Source organism: Actinomycetota bacterium, from assembly GCA_013152275.1.
In the GTDB taxonomy this organism is placed as follows: Bacteria; Actinomycetota; Acidimicrobiia; order Spongiisociales; family UBA4744; genus BMS3Bbin01.
In genome coordinates, this window is sequence record JAADGS010000037.1 from 1 (window position 1) to 19,730 (window position 19,730).

Genomic DNA, 19,730 nt, shown 5'->3' on the forward strand with positions numbered 1-19,730 from the left:
CGCGACCGACCGTAGGCATATCCGCCAGACCGAGCAGGTCCCGCACCGCGGTCCGCACCAACCGACCCTGCACAAACCGACGCAACGCACGTTTGTCGGGCGCCTCGGGTGCTTCGACGGGATCGTCGCGAAACGATGCCAGCCAGGCGGGGTGAGCGCTCAGCAAGGTCGGGATCGCCCTGCTCGCCGCGAAGACGGTGACGAAGGCCTTGCCGAGGTCGGGGTCACTGCCGGCGAGCTCGGCCAGGTCGGTGTTTGCCTCGAGGAAGTTCAGGAGATGCTCGAGCTCGGCATCCGGGTCATGGGCGCTCTGTAACGTCAGGAGCAGCGTCTGTGCATCCGTCCAGCCGACGGCGTCGAGGCGCTCCAATGCATGCCCGGTGATCATGTACCCGACGATAGAGCGTCGGCTCCCTTGACGAGGCGCATCGGGTATTCGGCGCTCGGTCCCGCCGGCGGCCCCAGTCTCGTCTCTGGCAGCCCGACCAGGTGCGGCCGGCATTGATGAGAACGGGGAATCTCCTAGGCTTGCGACCATGACCGACACCCTCCGTGTTGCAGGGGCTCAACTCGACCTCGTCGTGGGGGATCTCGAAGGCAACAGCAGCCGGATCGTCGACGCCATGCGGTGGGCGGAAGGCCAGGATGCAGACATCCTGCTTCTCCCTGAACTGGCTGTTACGGGCTACCCGCCCGAGGATCTGCTGCTCCGACCCGACTTCGTCGATGAGAACCTGCGCACCGTTCGCTCCCTGGCGCATGAAGCAGGCCGGACGGTCACGATCGTCGGTTTCGCAGACCCCGTCGATCCGCCCTCCGACGTCCTCGACGATGCCGTCGTGCGCGTTGTGGCCAACGCGGCGGCAGTGCTGTGCGAAGGGAAGGTCAAGGGCGTTTATCACAAGGTGCTGCTGCCCAACTATGCGGTCTTCGACGAAGACCGCTACTTCCTGAGAGGGCTCGAACCCGACCTGGTTTGGGCGGTATCCGGCGTCGCCGTCGGGGTGTCGATCTGTGAGGACATCTGGGTGCCGGAAGGACCGCCCACGCATCAGGCGGAGGCGGGGGCGCAGATCCTGTTGAACATCAACGCATCGCCCTATCACAAGGACAAGGCGGAAGAACGTTCCTCGCTGCTGTCGGCGCAGGCGGTCCGCTCGGGCGTCCCGGTGGCGTATCTGAACATGGTCGGAGGCCAGGACGAGTTGGTGTTCGAAGGCGACAGCATGATCTTTACCGCCGACGGTGATCTGCTCTATCGCGCCGTGGAGTTCGAGGAAGAGAGGTTTGTCGTCGACGTGCCCCTGCCGACGCCGAAGACCGTCAACGGTCGCGTCGTGGAAGTCCGCGGCGGGGCGCTGCCCACGCGAGCACCGCAGCGGCTGCCGGTGAGCCCTGCACGTATCGAACCCGAAGAGGCGGAGATCTACACGGCGCTCACGACGGGGCTGCGGGACTACGTACACAAGAACGGGTTCGAGGATGTCGTATTCGGGTTGTCGGGTGGCATCGACTCGGCACTCGTCGCGGCCATCGCTGTGGACGCTCTCGGTTCCGAACATGTGCGTGGGGTTGCGATGCCCACACGGTTCAGTTCCGAAGGGTCGGTCACCGACGCACGCGACCTGGCGGAGCGCCTCGGCATCCGCCTCGACCTGATCGCGATCGACGACATCTTCTCTGCATACCTCGACGCCCTCGGTCCCGTCTTCGAAGGAACCGAGTTCGGCGTTGCCGAGGAGAACCTGCAGGCTCGGATTCGCGGGGCCATCGTGATGGGGATCTCGAACAAGTTCGGGGAGATGGTCGTGGCGACCGGCAACAAATCCGAGATGGCCGTCGGCTACGCCACCCTCTATGGCGACATGGCGGGCGGGTTCGCCGTTCTCAAAGATGTCTTCAAGACGCTCGTGTACCGCCTGGCCGAATGGCGCAATCGAGATCGAGAAACGATTCCGCGTTCGATCATCACGAAGGCGCCGTCGGCCGAGCTGCGGCCCGACCAAAAGGACACCGACTCGCTGCCGCCCTATGAGATCCTCGATCCGATCCTGGAGCGCTACATCGAACAGGACCTGTCGATCGATGAGATCGCGGATGACGGATTCGATCGAGACGTTGTCGTTCGGATCGCCCGCATGGTCGACCGGAACGAGTACAAGCGCCGCCAGGCAGCGCCCGGTGTCCGGATTACACGCAAGGCGTTCGGCAAGGATCGAAGGCTCCCGATCACGAACCGTTACCGACGCACCTGAGTCGATCTGCGTTGCACCCGGTGTTTCTCACCTGGTGCCAGGATCCGACCTGATCACAAGCCGCGGTACCTATCCTTGTCGACATGCGCGTACTCATCGACGGACGAGCGGTCGACGCAGCCGACGCGGCGATCTCGGTGTTCGATCATGGCCTGCTGCGGGGCGACGGATGCTTCGAGGCTCTGCGCTCCTACAACGGATCACCGTACGCCCTCGGTCCTCACCTGGACCGGCTGGCGGCAAGCGCCGCCCTGCTGCACCTGGATCTGCCGTCGCGCGAGGAAATGGAGACCTGGATCCGAGCGGTCGCTCGCGACGGAGGCGATTGCACGGTTCGGGTCGTCGCGACAAGAGGAGGCTTCGATCCCGATGTGGACGCGGGCCCACGCGTCGTCGTTCTCTGGGAACCCATCCCGGAGCTTCCGGAGCATCTCCGTGTGCTCCCACTGGAGGCGCCGTGGCATTCGGACGGGGCGACGTCGGAGCTCACGGGCGCGAAGACGCTCTCCTATGCGCCCAACATGGCGGCGAACCGTGTTGCCAGGCTCGCAGGATTCGACGACGCTCTGCTGTACGGGCGTTCGGGTCGGATTCTGGAAGGCCCGACATTCTGTGTCGCCTGGGTGGTCGACGGTGTGTTGGAGACCCCGTCTCTGGATCTCGGGATCCTCGCCTCGATCACTCGAGGTGCGACCCTTCAAGAGGCCGAGCGTGCCGGCATCGGGGTTCGTGAGGGACACTTTGGTCTGGATCGTCTCGATGATGCAGACGAGGTGATGGCTCTGTCGACGGTGAAAGAGGTCAAACCGGTCGTACGAGTGGGAGAACGGCGATTCGTGCCGGGTCCGGTCACCGAACTTCTCGCACGGCGTTATCGGCAACGTGTGGAAACTGTGCTGACAAACGGCTGACTTGCAGTACCGTGGGGTTGAATCGAACGAAGGAGTGAGCCAGTGCGACGCCTCATCCCTCTTCTCGCGCTCGTGATGATCCTTGCGGCATGCAGCAAGGGGACGGAACCGGACCTGACAACGACGACGAGGGCGGTTTCCTCGACGACGACTGCCACGACTCTTGCCTCCACTACGCCCACGACGCAATCGTCCGACACGACCAGCACAACGTCCGGCAGCCTTCCCGGCTATACGGTCGTCGCCGGAAGTGCAGGAGGCACCCTCGTGATCCTTCTGGATCCTGGCAACTACAGCGACATCGACATACGCAACGTCGTGGATGACGCGATCGAGCGGTTCTCGCCGGTCGAACTCCACGTGGTCGACTCTCGAGAGGCAGCCGATCTCGTCCTCGTCGAGAATCCGACCGCGGATCAGCAGAAGATCCTTGATGCCCATCAGTTCGCCCGGGTCACCGACGATCAGCTCGAGTTCCTCGGCCCGTACGCATCCTCAGGATCGGTGAGCATCGGGTCCTGATCTTCAGGAGGTCGCCAGGCCGTTGGGGAAGATATCACCCGACGGCAGCCGTGTCGGGGGTCGAAGGGTGTTCGTGTGGCCGGATCGGCTTCGAATCGGAAGTGCGCGAGCGAGTCGTCTGCGTGCGAAGGGAAACCCACCATCGAGGATGCCTGTGGGTGGAGACTCTCGAGGTGGGGTGTCACGGAACGTGGCACGGTACTTTCCACCAGAGCCCGCACAACCACCCGCCGAAGACGAATTCAGGCGCAGCCTCGCGGCGGGTCCGTCGAGAGAACGAGGAGCGTATCCCCGAAACCGACCGGTGAAGTCCAGACGGGATCCCGGGTGATGGTGGTCCAGAGCGTTTCCCCGGTCGATGGGTCGACGCGACGGAGGACACCCTGATCCGGATCTGCCTCGCTCCCGCCACCAGACCTGTTCTCGGCGACGTACAAGTCGCCGCCGAGAACCACGGGAATGTCCGCCACGGTCGAGTAGCGATCGGCGATGGTCAGCGTCTTTTCCCAGAGGACTGTGCCGTCGGAAGCGAGTATGGCGGAGAGTGTTGCTGTACGAGTGCCGCTGGTTGCGATGAAGATGCGCCCCTCGCCGGATGTCGCGGCCAATCGCATGTTCCGATCGGGTTCGACTTCGAGGTCCCAGGCGACCTTCCCGGTGGCAATCGAGATGGCGTTGACGACTCCGATCTGCGGCCAATGCAGCAATACGAGCGGGCCGCCCGTGGAGATGGTTTCGGCCGGCATGCGTGGAGCATCTTCACCGACCGCAGGATTCACCAGTTGCACGGCCCAGAGCTGCGCGCCGGTCTCCGCATGCAGACCGACCAGCCGATCTCCGTCCTGGGGTGCCGGGTACTCCTTGCCTCCAAGGAGGGTGGTCAAGCGATCGGTATGGACCACCACCACGTCTTTCCACAGATCGATCCCGCGGACCGTCACTCCGGATCGGGCATCCCACTTCCAGAGGGCATCTCCGGTCTCCGGATCGAGCCGAGAGACACGACCCTCGAACGCCGGATGGAAGAGCAGTCCATCGAGTACGACCGGGTTACTGCCGAAGTCGCCGAGCGTGGCGTGGTTCCAGAGTTCTTCGCCCGTGTTCACATCGATGGCCCGGACGGTGCCACCGACGTTGACGAAGAGCCGATCACCATCGAAGGCCGGATCGGCATTGAACTCCCCGCCAGTTTTGTACTTCCAGGCCTCTCTCCCTGACGCCGGGTCGAACCGTACCAGCAGGCCGGAATCCCAATCTGCCACCACAACGGAGTCGTCGGCCAGGATCCATCGGTCGTTCCCGCGTCGCAATGCCTGCCACAACGGGGCGCCGGTGAGCGCGTCGACCACAACGGCCCCCGTATCCGTCTCGATCATCGCGAGTCCATCACTTGCCTGCAATCGGCCTGACGACGAGTGCGGCACGTCCACCTGCCAAAGGACCTTGCCGGTCTCGACCGACACGGCACTCAGCTGTGCTTGCAGGTCGAACGAGCAGTTCCCACGGCCAGACGACCGATCGATCTTGAAGCCCTCACCGTCCCCGAGCGTGAACGACCGGTCGACGAGGACACACGACGCCAACAACACGGCAATCGTGAGGACGGCAGAAACCCTGGCAAGCCTCATGGACTCCATTGTGTCACCTATCGACGCGCGCGCAGTCGCTTTCCGCCCACCGCACCGCCACTGTCACCAGTTCTCTGCGGCTCGATCCTCGCCCTTCCGGGACCGACCACACCGGAACGTGGGTGTCTCGGCCTCGGATCTCCCTTCGATGCCGAAGAGTGTCCGTGGCGGGAGTTCTGGAGGGGCCCCCTCAACTTTCGCGCCCGGTGTGACGATAGAGGCCCCAGGAGGTAGTGCTGAAACCGAGAGTCCTGCTCGTTGACGACGACCTGGTCAGCAGAACTGCTTCATCACGCATACTTGCCGAGGCGGGTATCGAAGTCGTTAGTCATGCCGGGAGTGCCGAAGAGGCACTCCAAGTGGCGCGCATGACTCAGCCCACCGTGGTGGTGGTGGATGCCGGCCTACCGGGTTCGCAGGAACTCGTCGGCAAGCTGCGATCATCCATGGAGACCCGGCTGGAAGTCATAGCGGCGAGTGGCTTCGGAAGTGTGGACGGAATCGGGAAGATGGTCCTTTCAGGTGCTTCCGCCTTCGTGGTCAAGGGCAAGCCTTCCGATCTCGTCGCTGCCGTCAGGTCCGTCTCTGTCGGATCCGGTCTGCTCTCGGCCGAGGCGAGCGCACCGGTGCTTCGCGAGGTTCGGAAACTGTACGAGCGCGAACGGACTCGCAACGAGCGTCTCGAGAAGGCGGTCCACAGGCTGCAGACACTTTCGGTCACCGACCCACTCACGGGACTCAAGAACCATGGGTTCTTCTTCGATCGCCTCGGAGAGGAACTCGAACGGGCCCGCCGCTACGAACGCCCACTCTCCGTGATCATCGCCGACATCGACGATTTCAAGGCGATCAACGACACGTACGGCCATGCCGTCGGAGATCGGGTGCTCCGTTCGCTCGGCGAGGCCTTTGGCAGTCGGCTTCGCGAGGTCGACATCGCCTGTCGAATCGGAGGCGAAGAGTTCGGGTTCGCGTTGCCGGAAACCGACGAGACGGGAGCGGTACAGGTTGCCGAACGACTGCTCACATCCGTCGAGCATCTCGATCTTCCAGAGGCGGGCCTCGTCACACTCAGCATCGGCATCTCCGTGTTTCCGGCCCATGCCGACAACCAGGAGGAACTCGTCGAATCCGCCGACATGGCGCTCTATCAGGCGAAACACGAAGGCAAGAACTGTGTGCGGGTCGCCGGGCACAGCTTGCTCACCACGGAGGTGACGCGAGCGCGCCCTGTGATGGCACCGGTCGTCGACGCCCTGATCGGAGTTCTCCGTCTCCGCTCACCCAAGATGTTCGAACAGTCGATGAAGGTCGCCGACGTCGCCACATCGATCGGTGGCGAACTCGGGTTGAGCGTCGCCAGGACCGGACGTGTGCACTTGGCGGCAATGCTGCACGATGTCGGGATGGTCGGCGTCCCGGACTCCATCTTGCTGAAACCGGGCCCGCTCGAGCCTTCGGAGTGGGAAGTCGTTCGGCGGCATCCGCACAGCGGCATCGAATTGGTCGCCGGATCGGTCCATCCCGAGGTGACTCAGGCCGTGCTGACCCACCACGAGCGGATGGACGGAACGGGATACCCGAACGGCGTGCCCGGTGCCTCGATCCCGCTGCTCGGTCGTGTCTTGCACACCGCCGACGCGTTCGTGGCGATGATCTCATCCCGTCCTCGGAGACCGGCCATGTCTCCCCAAGAGGCCATTGCGGCGATGCGCGCCCAGGCAGGTACCGACTTCGACCCGGATGCCGTCGAAGCCCTCGAGAGGGCCGTTGTCGGATCCGGTGTCACGCCGTTGCGCCTCGTTGTCGGCTAGAGCCTCCAGACTCGCCCTGCGGTCTTGCAGCACCGCCGGTACCGAATACCGAATACAAAGCACGAGGTGCCAAGTACAGAGCACGGCGAGTGACGCGCACAGCCGCCGGTCCACGCACCGGCATCACTCGGCAGACCCCTACAGCAACAGGCTCGCGACCAGGAGGAAGCCCCCGAAGCCGGTCAGGTCGGTGATCGTCGTCACGAAGAGGTTGGATCCCAGCGCAGGATCGAATCCGAGTCTGCGAAGGGCGAGGGGGAGGGCCGATCCTGCAAGGCCCGCGACGATGAGGTTGGCCAGGACACTGATGAAGATGACGAGACCGATGTGCGGATCCTTCAGGAGGGCTGCGGCAATCAGCCCCGCGAGTGTCGCCGTCAAGATGCCGTTGGAAAACCCGAGGGCGAGTTCTCTGGTGATGACGCGAAAGCTTCTGTTGGGGGAGATATCGCGTGTCGCGAGACCGCGGATCACGACCGCGAGGCTCATCGCACCGCTGTCGCCGCCGATCCGGGCGACGAGCGGCATCAACGAGGCCAGCAGTGGAGCAGCGGCGATCTGAGTCTGGAAGGTGGCGACGACCAGCGACACGGTGCCCGAGAGCGCCAGATCGAAGAACAGCCAGGGCATGCGCATTCGGATCGATCGCCGGACGGGTGTGAATACGGTCTCTTCTCCACCGGCACCCATCGCAACCGCAAAGTCCTCGCCGGCTTCCCGCTCTACGGCGTCGATGACCTCGTCGACCGTGACTATCCCGAGGAGCCGGTCGTCGAAGTCGACGACCGGGACGCTGAAGAGGTTGTATCGCCGGGCGAGCTCGGCCACTTCCTCACGGTCCGTCAGCGGGGTCACTTTGACGGGGTTGTGGACCATCACCTCGTCGAGGCCATCGCCGGGCCGGGCGAACACGAGCTCGCGAAACGACAGGACGCCGACGAGGCGACCGGAGTCGTCGACCACGTAGACATACGAAAGATCCTCGATCTCCTCATGCAGCTGACGGATGCGTTCGATCGCTTCTCCCGCGGTGAGGCCGATGGGCAGCGTCGCAACGCGCAGCGTCATCAGACCGCCGGCAGAATCGGACGGGTAGGAGAGGATGTGACGGATCGCTTCCGCGGTCTGCTCGGAGACAGCCGACAGGATGCGCTCTTTGTGCTCGGGCTCGAGTGCACCGATCAGGTCGGCTGCCTGAGCGGGAGGCATGGCCTCGATGAGCGACGCCGCTCGTATCGCGGTGACCTCTTCGAGAACGTCGGCGGCCAGATCATCCTGCATCTCTTCGAGAATGTCTGCAGCTTCCGGAGGAAGGAGATTGCGGATCAGATCGGCGGCAGCCTCATCGCCCAACTCCTCGAGGATGTCCGCTGCGTCGTGCGGGTCGGCCTGCGCGAGTTCGGTCCACTCGTCGGTGTGCGAGTCGAGATAGGCCTCGACCTCCTCGGGCTTCTTTCGGGCGCGCGAAGCGAGCCGTTGTGCGAGTTCACGTGGGCGCGGCAGTCGCTTCTTGTCCATGGGTCCTCCGGGCTGCCGCTCAGGCTACTTGGTGGTGCCGCTCAGTCGGCCTCGAACGGACGGATTCCTGCGACGACGACCGTGAAGACGCCGCCGGGTGCAGCATAGGAGACCTCGTCACCGACGGCGGCGCCGATGAGTGCCGTACCGAGAGGACCACCGGGAGAAGCGAGGAATACTCCAGGAATCTTGTTCTCCGGTGTTGCGATGAGGTACTCGGTTTCGTCGCCGTCTTCATCGACGACCGTGACGAGTGAGCCGATCTCCACCTTGTCGGTGGCTCCGACTTCACGAACCTCGGCGTGTTCGATGATCTGGCGGACCTTGCGGATCCGGGCTTCCATCAGCCCCTGCTCGTTTTTGGCGGCGTCATAGTCTGCGTTCTCTCTGATATCCCCGTGAGAGCGCGCCTCGGCGATGCGCTCTGAAGCGCTGAGGCGGCCTTCGCCTTCGAGGTAGTTCAGTTCGTCGAGGAGCTTGCGGTGAGCCGCCGGCGTGAGCCAGATTGTTTCGCCCGTCATGGCCGGGCAGCATAGCGAGATGCAATCGGTACCGATGAAGCGCTCTGCGCTTTGGTTTGCGCTCTCCGCCGCGCTGTTGTGGGGCGTGAGTGGAACCGTTGCGGCGGATGTGTTCAACAAAGTCCCTCCTCCTCGTGTCGCGGAGGTGCGGGCTCTCGTGGCGGCACTGTTCCTCGTTCCGTACGCCGGCTTGCGAGGGCAGCTCCGAACCCGTGGCAACGGATTGTGGCTGGTCCTGTTCGGACTCACTCTGGCAACGGTGCATGTCACCTACTACTGGGCCATCGAGGGCTTGGGTGTCGGCCCCGGTGTGACCGTGCAGTTCCTGGCCCCGATCCTCGTGCTTTTCTGGATGCGGTTCGCGGAACGTCGTCACGTTGCCGTCGGCGTCTGGATCGCGGCCGTTGGGGCCGTTGCCGGCCTGGTGATGGTGACGCGTGCCTGGGAGGCCATCTCGGTCGACGCGTGGGCACTTGGAGCCGGGCTTGCATCCGCACTCACGTTCGCGACCTACCTGGTGATGGGGGAACGGCTCGGGCGCCGCATCGGCGCGGTCACGATCCTCACGTACGGATTCGTCGTCGCGGCCGTATTCTGGCTCGTGGTCCAGCCGCTATGGACATTCCCGCGGGCGCTGGACGCGAAGGACATCTCCGAGCTCGTCTGGGTTGGCCTCGGAGGCACGATGGTGCCGTTTCTGTTGGAGATGGCGGCGCTTCGAAGAGCTGCCGCAGCCTTGGTGGGCCTGGTTGCGACGGTCGAGCCGGTCATCGCCGCCATGACGGCGTGGATATTCCTGAGCCAGGCCTTGACGCTCGTGCAGATCGTCGGCGGAGTCGCCGTGCTCGGTGCGGTCCTCCTGGTTCAGCGCCGGGGAGTTGCAGAGATCGAGGCTCCGATGCAACCGGGACGATGAATGCCGGCGACCAGTGTTCGGTCATCAGTCTTCAGTTGTCGGCAAGACACGCGGCCACGCGTAGTTCGTATCTGATGACCGGCTGTTGACCGACGGCGGTCTGCCAGACTGGCGGTCGAAGGAGGTGACACGTGGCGAAGAAGCTGACTGCGTTCTCGCACGGCAGCGGCTGAGCATGCAAGCTCGGTCCTGACGAGCTGGCGCAGGTCCTGCGCCGACTGCACAATCACCCGGTGACCTTCCATCCGGACCTGGTCGTCGGGTTGCACCTGGCCGACGACGCCGGCGTGTTCCGCATGCCCGGTGGCACGCTGCTGCTGCAGACGGTCGACTACTTCACCCCCGTCGTCGATGACGCCTTCGACTGGGGGCGCATCGCCGCGTCCAACGCGCTGTCCGACATCTACGCGATGGGCGGTACTCCGCTCACCGCCATGCAGCTCATCGGCTGGCCTCGTGGAGCGATCTCCTTCGATGTCCTCGACGACGTGATCGCCGGTGGGGTCGAGATCCTCCAGCAGGCAGGGTGTGTCCTCATCGGTGGGCATTCGGTCGACGATCGCGAGCCCAAGTACGGGTTCGCGGTGAGCGGCACCGTCGAAGAGAAGAACCTCGTCATGAATCGGGGCGCCCAACCCGGTGATGTGCTCGTGCTGACCAAGCCGTTGGGGACCGGCGTGATCGCCACCGCACTCAAGGCCGGCCGCGCTCCAGAGGAGGTCGTCTCCAGAGCCGTCACCACGATGGTGACACTCAACGAAGGCGCTGCGAAGGCGATGAACCGTGTTGGCGTCCATGCGGGCACCGACGTGACCGGCTTCGGGCTGCTGGGACACCTTTCCGAGATGCTCACGGCGTCGGAGGTGGGGGCAAGGATCCGCGTCGCCGATATCCCGCTGATGGACGGGCTGCGTTCGTTGGTCGAGGCGGGCTTGTTCCCCGGCGGGAGTGCCAGAAACCTCGAGGCGGTGCGCCCGACCCTCGTGGCCGAAGGGGTCGAGGATACGAGCATCCGGATCCTCGCGGATGCCCAGACGAGCGGCGGTCTGCTCATGGCGGTTGCACCCGAGCGTCTCGATGCGATGCTCGATGCACTCGTCGAGGAGCGCACACCGGCGGCGGCCGTCATCGGGGAGATCATCGAGGACGACTGCGCGTCGATCGTGGTGATCGGGTCTTGAATCGAGAATCGTTGCAGGGGCATCAGGAGTGGGTGCTGGCGACCGCCGTGGGGCTGGTGATGACGGGTGCGAGTCTCGTCGCGCCGATCCTGCCCCTCTACGCTCTCGAGTTCGGTGTCAGCTACACGGCGGCCGGGGCTCTCATCACCGGATTCGCCTTGGCAAGGCTCTCCTTCGACATGATCGGAGGTGTGGCCGGCGACCGGTTCGGCGCCCGCCGTGTCACGATGAGCGGTGCGCTGCTCATCGCAGTCGCCGGTGTCACTGCGGCGCTGGCACCCTCGTATTGGGTGTTGCTCCTTTCACGCTTCATCGAAGGCGTCGGATCGGCGTTGTTCACCACGGCGGCGTTCCAGTTCCTCGTCCAAATCACCGAGCGATCCCGGCTCGGTCGGGCAACCGCGCTCTTCCAGACGGGAATGCTGGTTGGCTTTGCGATCGGTCCGTTCGCCGGCGGTTACCTTGCTCAACTCGGCGACTTCAGGACGCCGTTCTGGGCATACGCGGCGTTCGGAGTGCTGGTCGCCGTCATCTCCAGGCTCTTGATCACCGATGTCCCCTCTTCTGGCCGGACGATCGGCGAGGTGTTTCGCGCCGCGGGAAGCCTCCTGCGCAAGCGTGAGATTCGTGTCCTGGCGTTGGTCGCCTTCGCGCTGTTCGTCATGCGGTCGGGAGCGCGGATCACCCTGTTCCCTCTCTACGGCAACAAGGTCATCGGACTGGACCCGGCTTCGATCGGAACCATCCTCAGTGTGTCGGCCGTCGCCAACCTGTTCGTCGTCAACTTCGTGGGGCGAATGGTCGACAGGGTCGGGAGGAAACCGGTTGCAGTCTGGGGTTTGGTGGCGTCCGCGTTCGCGACGGCGGCATATGGCGCGTTCGGCACGTTCACTTCTCTGATGATCGTTTCCGCGGTGTTCGGGGTCGCCTCGGGTGTAGCTTCGATTCCGCCGCCGACGATGGTCGGTGACCTCGCTCCCGAAGGGCTCGAAGGATCCGCGGTCGGCTTGTACAAGATGGCAGGCGACCTTGGGTTTGTCGTCGGTCCTCTCATGGTTGGGGCGATCGCCGACGCGGGAGCGTTCACCACCGGTTTCGTGGTCAGTGGCGCGATACTTCTCGTTGCCGCCGGTGCGATGCTCACCATCGGAGAGACGGGAAGAAAGCTCGGAAAGGCTTCGTCGTGACGAGACTCGACAAGATCGCCGGGGCGCTGTCGATCGGAAGATTGCAGCGGCACATCTTCCTCTGTGCGCAGCAGGCCACGCCTCGCTGCTCGACCTACGAAGAGAGCGTCGAAGTATGGCGCTTTCTGAAGAAGCGGCTCAAGGATCTCGACCTCGCGAGCGCCCCCGCTCCATGGCGTGGTGACTTGGGCGTCGAACCCGATACTCCCCGAGGCACCGGCACGGTGCTGCGCTCGAAAGTCGACTGTTTTCGCATCTGCGAGCAAGGGCCGATCGCCGTCGTCTACCCGGAGGGGACGTGGTATCGGTCCGTGACGGTCGAGGTGATGGACCGCATCGTCACCGAGCATCTGATCGGGGGAGTTCCTGTGGAGGAGTTCGTGTTTGCGACCGATCGACTGGGAGCGTGACGTGAAGCTGTTGAGAAGCCTTGGTCTTGGATGGCTGGCGTGGCGCCTGCTCGGTCCCGAAATGCCCCCGCGCTACACCGTGCCACAGCGGCACCCCCTGCTCCTGCCGGGCCGGACGGTGTTCGTGGGCGATCGGGAGGTGTTCGTTCGGGAGGCGGGACCGGCCGATGCCCAGGTGCTGGTGTTGCTGCACGGGCTCGGGCTCGATTCGATGCTGGCGTGGTACCGGCTCATCCCGTTACTCGCCGAGCGATTTCGTATTGTGTCCATCGACCTGCATGGCGCCGGCAAGACCGACAAGGGGCGCGACCCCTTCGAGATTGCCGACATGGCGGATCAGGTCGCGGGCGCGTTGGGCGCGCTCGGCATCGACCAGGCAACGGTGGCCGGCTACTCGATGGGTGGTGCCGTCGCTCAGGAACTCGCTCACCGGCATCCACACCTCGTCGAACGGTTGGTGCTCATCGCCACGCTCTCCTATCACCCGCCGGCGTGGCGTTGGGGACGCACGGTCATAGGGCTGGTCGGTCGGGCGCTCGAGCGGGTCAGCAGGGTCGAGGTGTCGTGGGTCTGGTACCGGTATCTGCTGTGGGTCGGTGCCGTCGACCGGATCGGTGAACGTTGGCTGTGGGAGACACGGATGAACCGTGATCCGGAGGTGCAGTACCGTTCGATGTTCGCGCTGTTGCGCTTCGACAGCCGGCGGTGGCTGGCAGGGCTGAACGTTCCCGCGCTGGTGATCATCCCGCAGTCGGACCAGCTGGTACTTCCGGCATGGCAGCGGGAGATGGCGGCACTCCTGCGGGATTCGACGGTGGTTGAGGTGGCCGGCGCTCGTCATGAGCTGCCGATGACGCATCCCGATCAGGTCGCCGAGGCGGTCGAGGAGTTCCGGTGATCGAAGGTTTTCTCGCCGGCTCCCCTGAAATCCTCAGTCTCGTCTCTGCCGGCAGCACTGTTTGTGGCCGGCAGAGACGAGACTGCGTCAACGACCGAGGAGCTTGGCCATCACGACCCGCTGGATCTGGTTGGTCCCCTCGTAGATCTGGGTGATCTTGGCGTCGCGCATCATGCGCTCTGCCGGATAGTCCCTCACATACCCGTAGCCACCAAGTATCTGTACCGCGTCGGTCGTGACGTACATCGCAGTGTCCGATGCGAACGCCTTCGCGGCCGCGGCCACGTAGGTGAGTTGCGCATCCTTGCGGTCGATCATCGCATGTGCCTCGTACACGAGATGCCGTGCCGCTCTCGTCTTCATATCCATGTCGGCGAGCATGAAGCCGATCGCCTGGTTGTCGATGATGCGACGGCCGAACTGCTTGCGCTCCTTCGCGTAGTCGCGGGCAAGCTCGAATGCTCCTTGGGCGATGCCGAGCGCCTGGGCGGCGATGCCGGGACGTGAACGGTCCAGCGTCATCATGGCGATCTTGAAGCCCTCACCTTCTTCGCCAACCAGGTTGTCCGCAGAGATGCGCACGTCGTCGAGGGTCAGCTCCCCGGTCGGGGAGCCGTGCAACCCCATCTTGTGCTCATACCTCGTGACCTGGAATCCGGGTGTGGCGGCGGGGACGATGAAACACGATATGCCACGGTGGCCGGCATCGGGGTTGGTCTTGGCGAAAATGGTGTAGACGGTGGCGATGCCGGCGTTCGAAATGAAGCGCTTGCCGCCGTTGAGCACCCACTCGTCGCCATCGCGGACGGCCTTGGTCCGCATCGCTGCGACGTCCGATCCCGCCCCGGGTTCGGTGAGCCCGTACGCGGCCTGCTCTTCGCCCGCGATGATCTTGGGTATCCATGCGAGCTTCTGGTCGGACGTGCCTCTGAGCAGGACCGGGATCATGCCCAGCTTGTTCAGCAGCGGGATCATCACGGCGGATGCGCTGACTCTGGACATCTCTTCCACGAGGATCGCCTGCGTGATCGAGTCTGCTCCGGCGCCGCCGGTGTCTTCGGGGAACATCACGGAGAGGAGGTCGGCCTTGACCATCTCCTCGTGGAGATCGGCCGGATACTCGTCCGTCGCGTCGATCTCCTCGGCACGAGGAGCGATCTTGTCCTCGGAGAATTGCCGGACCATCGCTCGGAAGTCGTCGTGGATCTCGGACAGCTGATAGGGGTCGTTCACGATGTCTCCTCGGGGCATGTCAGGATTCCGGCCTGTTTGGCGAGCCAGACGCCAATGCCGATCAGAACGAGGAAGAACAGCAGCTTCTTCATGGAGAACGCCTTTCTCTCGGAATGCATCATAGAGCCTGCTCCAGCCCGGTCGACCGGCACGCTCCGGCTTCTTTGGCCGAGGCTTCCGAGAGCCGTGTCCAGATGCCGGGTGCCAGGGTTCGGGACTCGTGTCCAACCGTCAGTCGGTCGCCTCCGGCAGCAGCTTCAGGTGCTCCTCCGATGCCGCCACGATGCTGTCGCGGTCCCAGTAGAGCGGAGCCGTCTCACCTGTGGCCCACCGCTGGATCATGTCGTCGTAGTGGGGGTGATACGCGTGCCCCGACTGGCCGGTCGTGTAGATCGCGGTCGATGCATCGAGGTCGGAGAAGTCGATCACCATGCGCATCGAGGGGAGCGCGACGACTTCATACCCTTTCTCGACGAGCCAGCTCGTCGCATTCACCATGTCGGTACCGCCGGGTACCTTGAACGGTCCTCGGTTGAACAGCATCTCGATTGGTGCGATTCCGGACTTACCGAATGTCTGGTTCACGAACGTCGCCGTGTGCAGGTCGCCCCAGTGCCACGAGGCGGGGTCTCCGAGCGTGTCGTTCAACTCGTTCCACGAGGCCAGCAGTGCCGCTTCCAGGATGTCGTCGCGTGTCTCCACCGCCGAAGTGGTCTGGTCATCCCACCAGATGTTCGTCGGGTCGTCGAGGATCCGTCGGATCGCCTCGAGCGAAGAGTCCCTTCCCGACGGGCGTAGGCCTTCCGGCAGGTCGTCGTTGTAGACCAGGATCAGCAGGTTCTTCCATACGGCTCCGAAGAGCGCGGCCCCCTGGCTGTCGACATCGAAGCGGTACTCGCCATCGTCACCCGCCCAGGACTCCAGGATTGCCTGGGCTTTTCGAACGTCCGGGACGCCGGAAGCAAGTCCGACCAGGCGGGGCAGGAGCACGTCGGCGTGGATACTGGCGGCGTCGAACTGCATGGCGCGCACGTCATCGGGGCTGATGGACGTTCCTGCTTCCTGGATCATGTCGACGATTCGCTGCGCCCGCGTTCCGTACGCCCACTCGCGGGCCAGGAAAGGGCCGACTCCGGGGCGGGTCACGGCGTTGTTCGCGGTGACGATGAAGCCTTCGGGCGGGTCGAAGCTCGAAGGGAGCCGGTCGAAGGGGATGAATCCCGTCCACTCGTACGTGTCCGTCCATCCGGGGACGGGCATGCGCCCGTCGCCGGCGGCTCGAATCGGGATCTTTCCGGGAGCGTGATATCCGATGTGGCCGTCGACGTCCGCGTAGACGAAGTTCTGGGAGGGGACGTCCCACATGCGGAGAGCATCTTGGAACTCGTCCCAGTTGGCGGCACGATCGATTGCCACGATCGATTCGAGTGTTCGAGATGGTTCGAGTGCCGTCCAGCGAAGAGCGATCGCATATGGCTCGGGGAGTGGCGTGTCGGTCTTCTCGTCGAAGTCTTTGAGGCGTCCATAGACATCGGAGATGATCGGACCGTGGCGAGTCACCCGGACGTTCATCTGCACGGGCTCGCCGCCGGCGACAGCGATGGTCTCGGTGCGGGTCTCCGCATCAACCCATTCACCGTTGACCTCGTACTGATTCTGGTTGTCCGGGTTGATCTTCTCCACATACAGGTCCTGCACGTCCGCGGCGAGATTGGTCACACCCCAGGCGATGTTGGCGTTGTGGCCGATGACGATTCCTGGAGCGCCGAGGAGGGAGAAGCCGGCGACCTCATAGGGGCAGGCATCCGATACGTTCGTGCAATGCAGACCTGTCTCATACCAGATGGCGGGCATCTGGATGCCGAGATGTGGATCGTTTGCCAGGATCGGCTCGCCGGTGGAGGTCAGGGATCCGGAGATCACCCAGTTGTTCGAGCCGATGTCCGAACCGACCGGTCCCGTGAGCTGATTGATGAGCTCGATCGTATCTGCAGTGCGGGCGAGGAGGTCGTCTGTCTCCTCCGGCAGGACCGGAGCGGCTGCGCTCGTCGCCGAACTCGCGTAGTCGGGGACGATGACGGGCCGGTCTTGCGGATACGGCGGGTACAGGTCATCGACACGATCCCCGATCAGCTTGGACGCTTTTGCACGAAAGATCTCCAGATCCATGTTGGAGCGCAGGTCCCACGCCATCACCTTGGCCCAGACAAGGCTGTCGATCGGACTCCATGGCGCGGGGACGTAGGAACGATTGTTCAGCTTCAGGATCGCGTACTCCAGGCTCAGGGATGCTCCCTGATGATCGGAGAGGTACGCGTTGACGCCATCGGCGAACGAAGCAAGGGCGAGTGCGCTGTCCGGTGAGGCAGCCGCCCATTCCTGCTCGGCGATCCGTTCCCATCCAAGCGTACGGAGGAACTGGTCGGTTTCGACCTGGGATTCGCCGAAGATCTCTGCAAGACGTCCGCGACCGACGTGACGCTGGAAGTCCATCTGCCAGAAACGATCCTGCGCCTGGACGTATCCCTGCGCGAAGAACAGGTCGTGACTGCTCGTCGCATAGATATGGGGCACGCCGTCTCCGTCGCGATAGATGTCGACAGGATTCTGGAGACCACGAACAGTCAGTTCCCCATCCGTGGTGGGGAACGAGGCGCGCACGGTGAGGAACCCGCCGGCGGCGACCAGGACTACGAGAACGAGGACGAGGATGAGGAGGATCTTGAAGAATCTGCGCATGAGTCGAGGCTAGTGGCTCGGTAGGCAACGTTCCTGGCAGGCAAGGGGGAAGGACGGTCTGTCAAGGGGTATGTGGTCCGATCGCCGGTGATCGCGAGGCGTGAAGCGCCTTGACGCTCGTGAGCCGGTGGGCACTCTCAAAGCCGTTCGGCTGTTGCGGTCCCGGAACAGCCGGCCGTTCCTGTTCCCTTGCCCGGCCGGTTCTCTCAGCCGGTGGAAGGGCGATGGTGATCGATATCGTTCCGGGCCGACGGTTCACTTCTCTTCCCATGTGAAGAACCAGCCTGCCAGCGCCGGGCCGAGGATGGCCCAGAAGATCATCGCGGCGAGGTCGGTGGGGAAGAAGCTTGCCTGGTGGAGTGCGGCACGGAACAGTGCGGTGAGTGGCGCCGCCGGCAGGATCTTGGCGATCACGATCATGGCCGGCGGAAGCACCCAGATCGGGAAGATGATGTCACCGAGCACCAGCAGCGTGAGATAGAGGCCGTTGGCGACGGCGAGCGTCGCTTCGGCCCGGAAGGTCCCCGCGATGAACAGACCGATCCCCGACATCGCCGCCGATCCCAGCAGCATCGTCACGATGAACAGGCCGATGTTCGGGTCGGCGCTCCAGTGGAACACGGTCATCGCCACCCCGAGGAGGATCGCCACCTGGATGATCTCGATGATGAACACCGAGGTCGTCTTGGCGATGATCAGCGCGGTGCGTGGCATGGGGGTCGCGCCGAGTCGTTTCAGAACGTGATATTTGCGTTCGAAGCCCGTCGTGATGGCCAGGCTCGTGAGCGATGCCGAGAGGATCGCCAGTGCGAGCAGCCCGGGGATGAGCATCTCCACGCTGAGCCCGAACAAGCCCGTGAAGCCGAAGAAGAGCAGGATCGTCAGCGGGACGAGAACGAGCAGGAGGATCGCCTCGCCACGCCGGGCGGCGTTGGTGAGCTCAAACCTGGTCTGTGCTCTGATCGCACGCAGCATCGGTCAGTCCTCCGCCGTGAGTTCGAGGAACACGTCTTCGAGGCCGGTGGCTCCGACGCGGAGTTCGCGTAGCAAGATGCCTCGCTCGGCCAGCCAGGTCGTAAGCGTCGCCAGGGCTTCGGGGGTGACCGGGTCGACATCGACGACGTACCGTCCGGGAGCCAGTTCCGTCGTGGGGATCGGGAAGCGCCTGGTGTCGAGGCCAGGCTCGGCGAGCAGCGTCACGCCACCACTCTTTTGGATGAGCTCCGAAGGAGATCCCTCGGTGATCAGGCGTCCGTTGGCGATGATCCCGATCCGATCCGACAGCCGTTCGGCTTCGTCCATGTAGTGCGTGGTCAGCAGGGTTGTCACACCTTCGTCGTGGAGTGTTTCGATGATCGCCCACGTGTTTCTGCGTGCCATGGGATCCATGCCGGACGTGGGCTCGTCCAGGAAGAGCACCTGGGGGTTTCCCACGAGGGCCAACGCGAGGGACAGGCGCTGTTTCTCGCCACCAGAAAGTTGGCGGTACGGGGTCTTGAGGCGACCGGTCAGTCCGGTCAGCTCGACGAGCTCGTCCAGATCGCGTGGGTGATCGTGGAATGCGGCGAACAGGCGAAGCGCCTCGATCGGCCGGGTGGCCGGAGAGATGCCACCTTCCTGCAGCATGACACCGATGCGCTTGTGGAGTTCCCGGGGGCGCTTCGACGGATCGATGCCGAGCACGGAGACACCTCCTCCACTCGGGTCGCGTAGGCCTTCGAGGATCTCGACGGTGGTCGTTTTGCCGGCCCCGTTCGGTCCCAGCAGAGCGTACGATTCACCTTCTTCGACGGACAGGGTGAGGTGGTCGACCGCGGTGTGCCGGCCGTACCGCTTGGTGAGGTTCTCGATGACGATCGCTGGAGTCACGGACGAGCATGGTAACCGGCATTGCAGGGGCGGGATTCGGGAGGAGGGTTCGTTCACGGCGGCAGCCTCGCCGACGACCCGCCAGGTCCATCCGGCTTTCCGGACGTGCTGCCCGAACAGATGGCACT

17 protein-coding genes are annotated in these 19,730 nt (G+C 64.1%); 9 read left to right on the forward strand and 8 right to left on the reverse strand.

Going from position 1 to position 19,730, the window contains the following annotated elements; translation table 11 throughout:
- The coding region (locus tag GXP34_07070) for a hypothetical protein (GenBank protein NOY55734.1) at positions 1-388 on the reverse strand (388 nt) is incomplete at its 3' end.
- Between the two features lie 148 nt (positions 389-536).
- Between GXP34_07070 and GXP34_07075 the strand changes: the two genes are divergently transcribed.
- The 3 genes from GXP34_07075 to GXP34_07085 all read left to right on the forward strand — a co-directional run bounded on the left by GXP34_07075 (position 537) and on the right by GXP34_07085 (position 3,688).
- Positions 537-2,255, forward strand: coding sequence for an NAD+ synthase (locus GXP34_07075; protein ID NOY55735.1), 1,719 nt, complete (start codon positions 537-539; stop codon positions 2,253-2,255).
- A gap of 83 nt (positions 2,256-2,338) precedes the next feature.
- A complete protein-coding gene (locus tag GXP34_07080) occupies positions 2,339-3,166 on the forward strand; it encodes a hypothetical protein (GenBank protein ID NOY55736.1) in 828 nt (275 codons plus the stop codon).
- 42 nt (positions 3,167-3,208) lie between these two features.
- Complete coding sequence (locus GXP34_07085; protein ID NOY55737.1) at positions 3,209-3,688, forward strand: hypothetical protein; 480 nt, start codon at positions 3,209-3,211, stop codon at positions 3,686-3,688.
- A 242-nt stretch (positions 3,689-3,930) separates the two neighbouring features.
- Here the strand turns inward: GXP34_07085 and GXP34_07090 are convergent, their stop codons facing one another.
- Positions 3,931-5,316 (reverse strand): PQQ-binding-like beta-propeller repeat protein, encoded by a 1,386-nt coding sequence (locus tag GXP34_07090; protein ID NOY55738.1) that lies wholly within the window; start codon positions 5,314-5,316, stop codon positions 3,931-3,933.
- A 233-nt stretch (positions 5,317-5,549) separates the two neighbouring features.
- Here GXP34_07090 and GXP34_07095 point away from each other — a divergent pair, with 233 nt between their 5' ends.
- Complete coding sequence (locus GXP34_07095) at positions 5,550-7,130, forward strand: diguanylate cyclase (GenBank protein NOY55739.1); 1,581 nt, start codon at positions 5,550-5,552, stop codon at positions 7,128-7,130.
- Positions 7,131-7,268: 138 nt separating this feature from the next.
- Here the strand turns inward: GXP34_07095 and mgtE are convergent, their stop codons facing one another.
- Together mgtE and GXP34_07105 are read right to left on the reverse strand one after the other, a co-directional pair.
- Positions 7,269-8,648, reverse strand: a complete 1,380-nt coding sequence (gene mgtE, locus GXP34_07100) for a magnesium transporter (protein NOY55740.1) — start codon at positions 8,646-8,648, stop codon at positions 7,269-7,271.
- A gap of 41 nt (positions 8,649-8,689) precedes the next feature.
- Positions 8,690-9,169 (reverse strand): transcription elongation factor GreA, encoded by a 480-nt coding sequence (locus GXP34_07105; GenBank protein NOY55741.1) that lies wholly within the window; start codon positions 9,167-9,169, stop codon positions 8,690-8,692.
- Between the two features lie 34 nt (positions 9,170-9,203).
- Between GXP34_07105 and GXP34_07110 the strand changes: the two genes are divergently transcribed.
- The 5 genes from GXP34_07110 to GXP34_07130 all read left to right on the forward strand — a co-directional run bounded on the left by GXP34_07110 (position 9,204) and on the right by GXP34_07130 (position 13,761).
- A complete protein-coding gene (locus GXP34_07110) occupies positions 9,204-10,085 on the forward strand; it encodes an EamA family transporter (protein NOY55742.1) in 882 nt (293 codons plus the stop codon).
- Between the two features lie 197 nt (positions 10,086-10,282).
- Entirely contained in the window at positions 10,283-11,266 is a 984-nt protein-coding gene (selD, locus tag GXP34_07115; GenBank protein NOY55743.1) for a selenide, water dikinase SelD, read from the forward strand.
- Positions 11,263-12,453 (forward strand): MFS transporter, encoded by a 1,191-nt coding sequence (locus GXP34_07120; GenBank protein ID NOY55744.1) that lies wholly within the window; start codon positions 11,263-11,265, stop codon positions 12,451-12,453. Before selD ends, GXP34_07120 begins: the two co-directional genes overlap by 4 nt.
- Positions 12,450-12,863, forward strand: a complete 414-nt coding sequence (locus tag GXP34_07125; GenBank protein ID NOY55745.1) for a hypothetical protein — start codon at positions 12,450-12,452, stop codon at positions 12,861-12,863. Before GXP34_07120 ends, GXP34_07125 begins: the two co-directional genes overlap by 4 nt.
- Positions 12,838-13,761, forward strand: coding sequence for an alpha/beta hydrolase (locus tag GXP34_07130; protein NOY55746.1), 924 nt, complete (start codon positions 12,838-12,840; stop codon positions 13,759-13,761). The genes GXP34_07125 and GXP34_07130 overlap by 26 nt, the downstream gene beginning before the upstream one ends.
- Before the next feature lie 87 nt (positions 13,762-13,848).
- On the opposite strand, the gene GXP34_07135 is transcribed toward GXP34_07130, so the two are convergent.
- The 4 genes from GXP34_07135 to GXP34_07150 all read right to left on the reverse strand — a co-directional run bounded on the left by GXP34_07135 (position 13,849) and on the right by GXP34_07150 (position 19,590).
- A complete protein-coding gene (locus GXP34_07135; protein NOY55747.1) occupies positions 13,849-15,012 on the reverse strand; it encodes an acyl-CoA dehydrogenase in 1,164 nt (387 codons plus the stop codon).
- A gap of 213 nt (positions 15,013-15,225) precedes the next feature.
- Positions 15,226-17,733 (reverse strand): penicillin acylase family protein, encoded by a 2,508-nt coding sequence (locus GXP34_07140; GenBank protein ID NOY55748.1) that lies wholly within the window; start codon positions 17,731-17,733, stop codon positions 15,226-15,228.
- 255 nt (positions 17,734-17,988) lie between these two features.
- Positions 17,989-18,708: an ABC transporter permease gene (locus tag GXP34_07145; GenBank protein NOY55749.1), complete on the reverse strand. Its 720-nt coding sequence runs from the start codon at positions 18,706-18,708 to the stop codon at positions 17,989-17,991.
- A 3-nt stretch (positions 18,709-18,711) separates the two neighbouring features.
- A complete protein-coding gene (locus tag GXP34_07150) occupies positions 18,712-19,590 on the reverse strand; it encodes an ABC transporter ATP-binding protein (protein NOY55750.1) in 879 nt (292 codons plus the stop codon).
- Positions 19,591-19,730 lie beyond the last annotated feature (140 nt).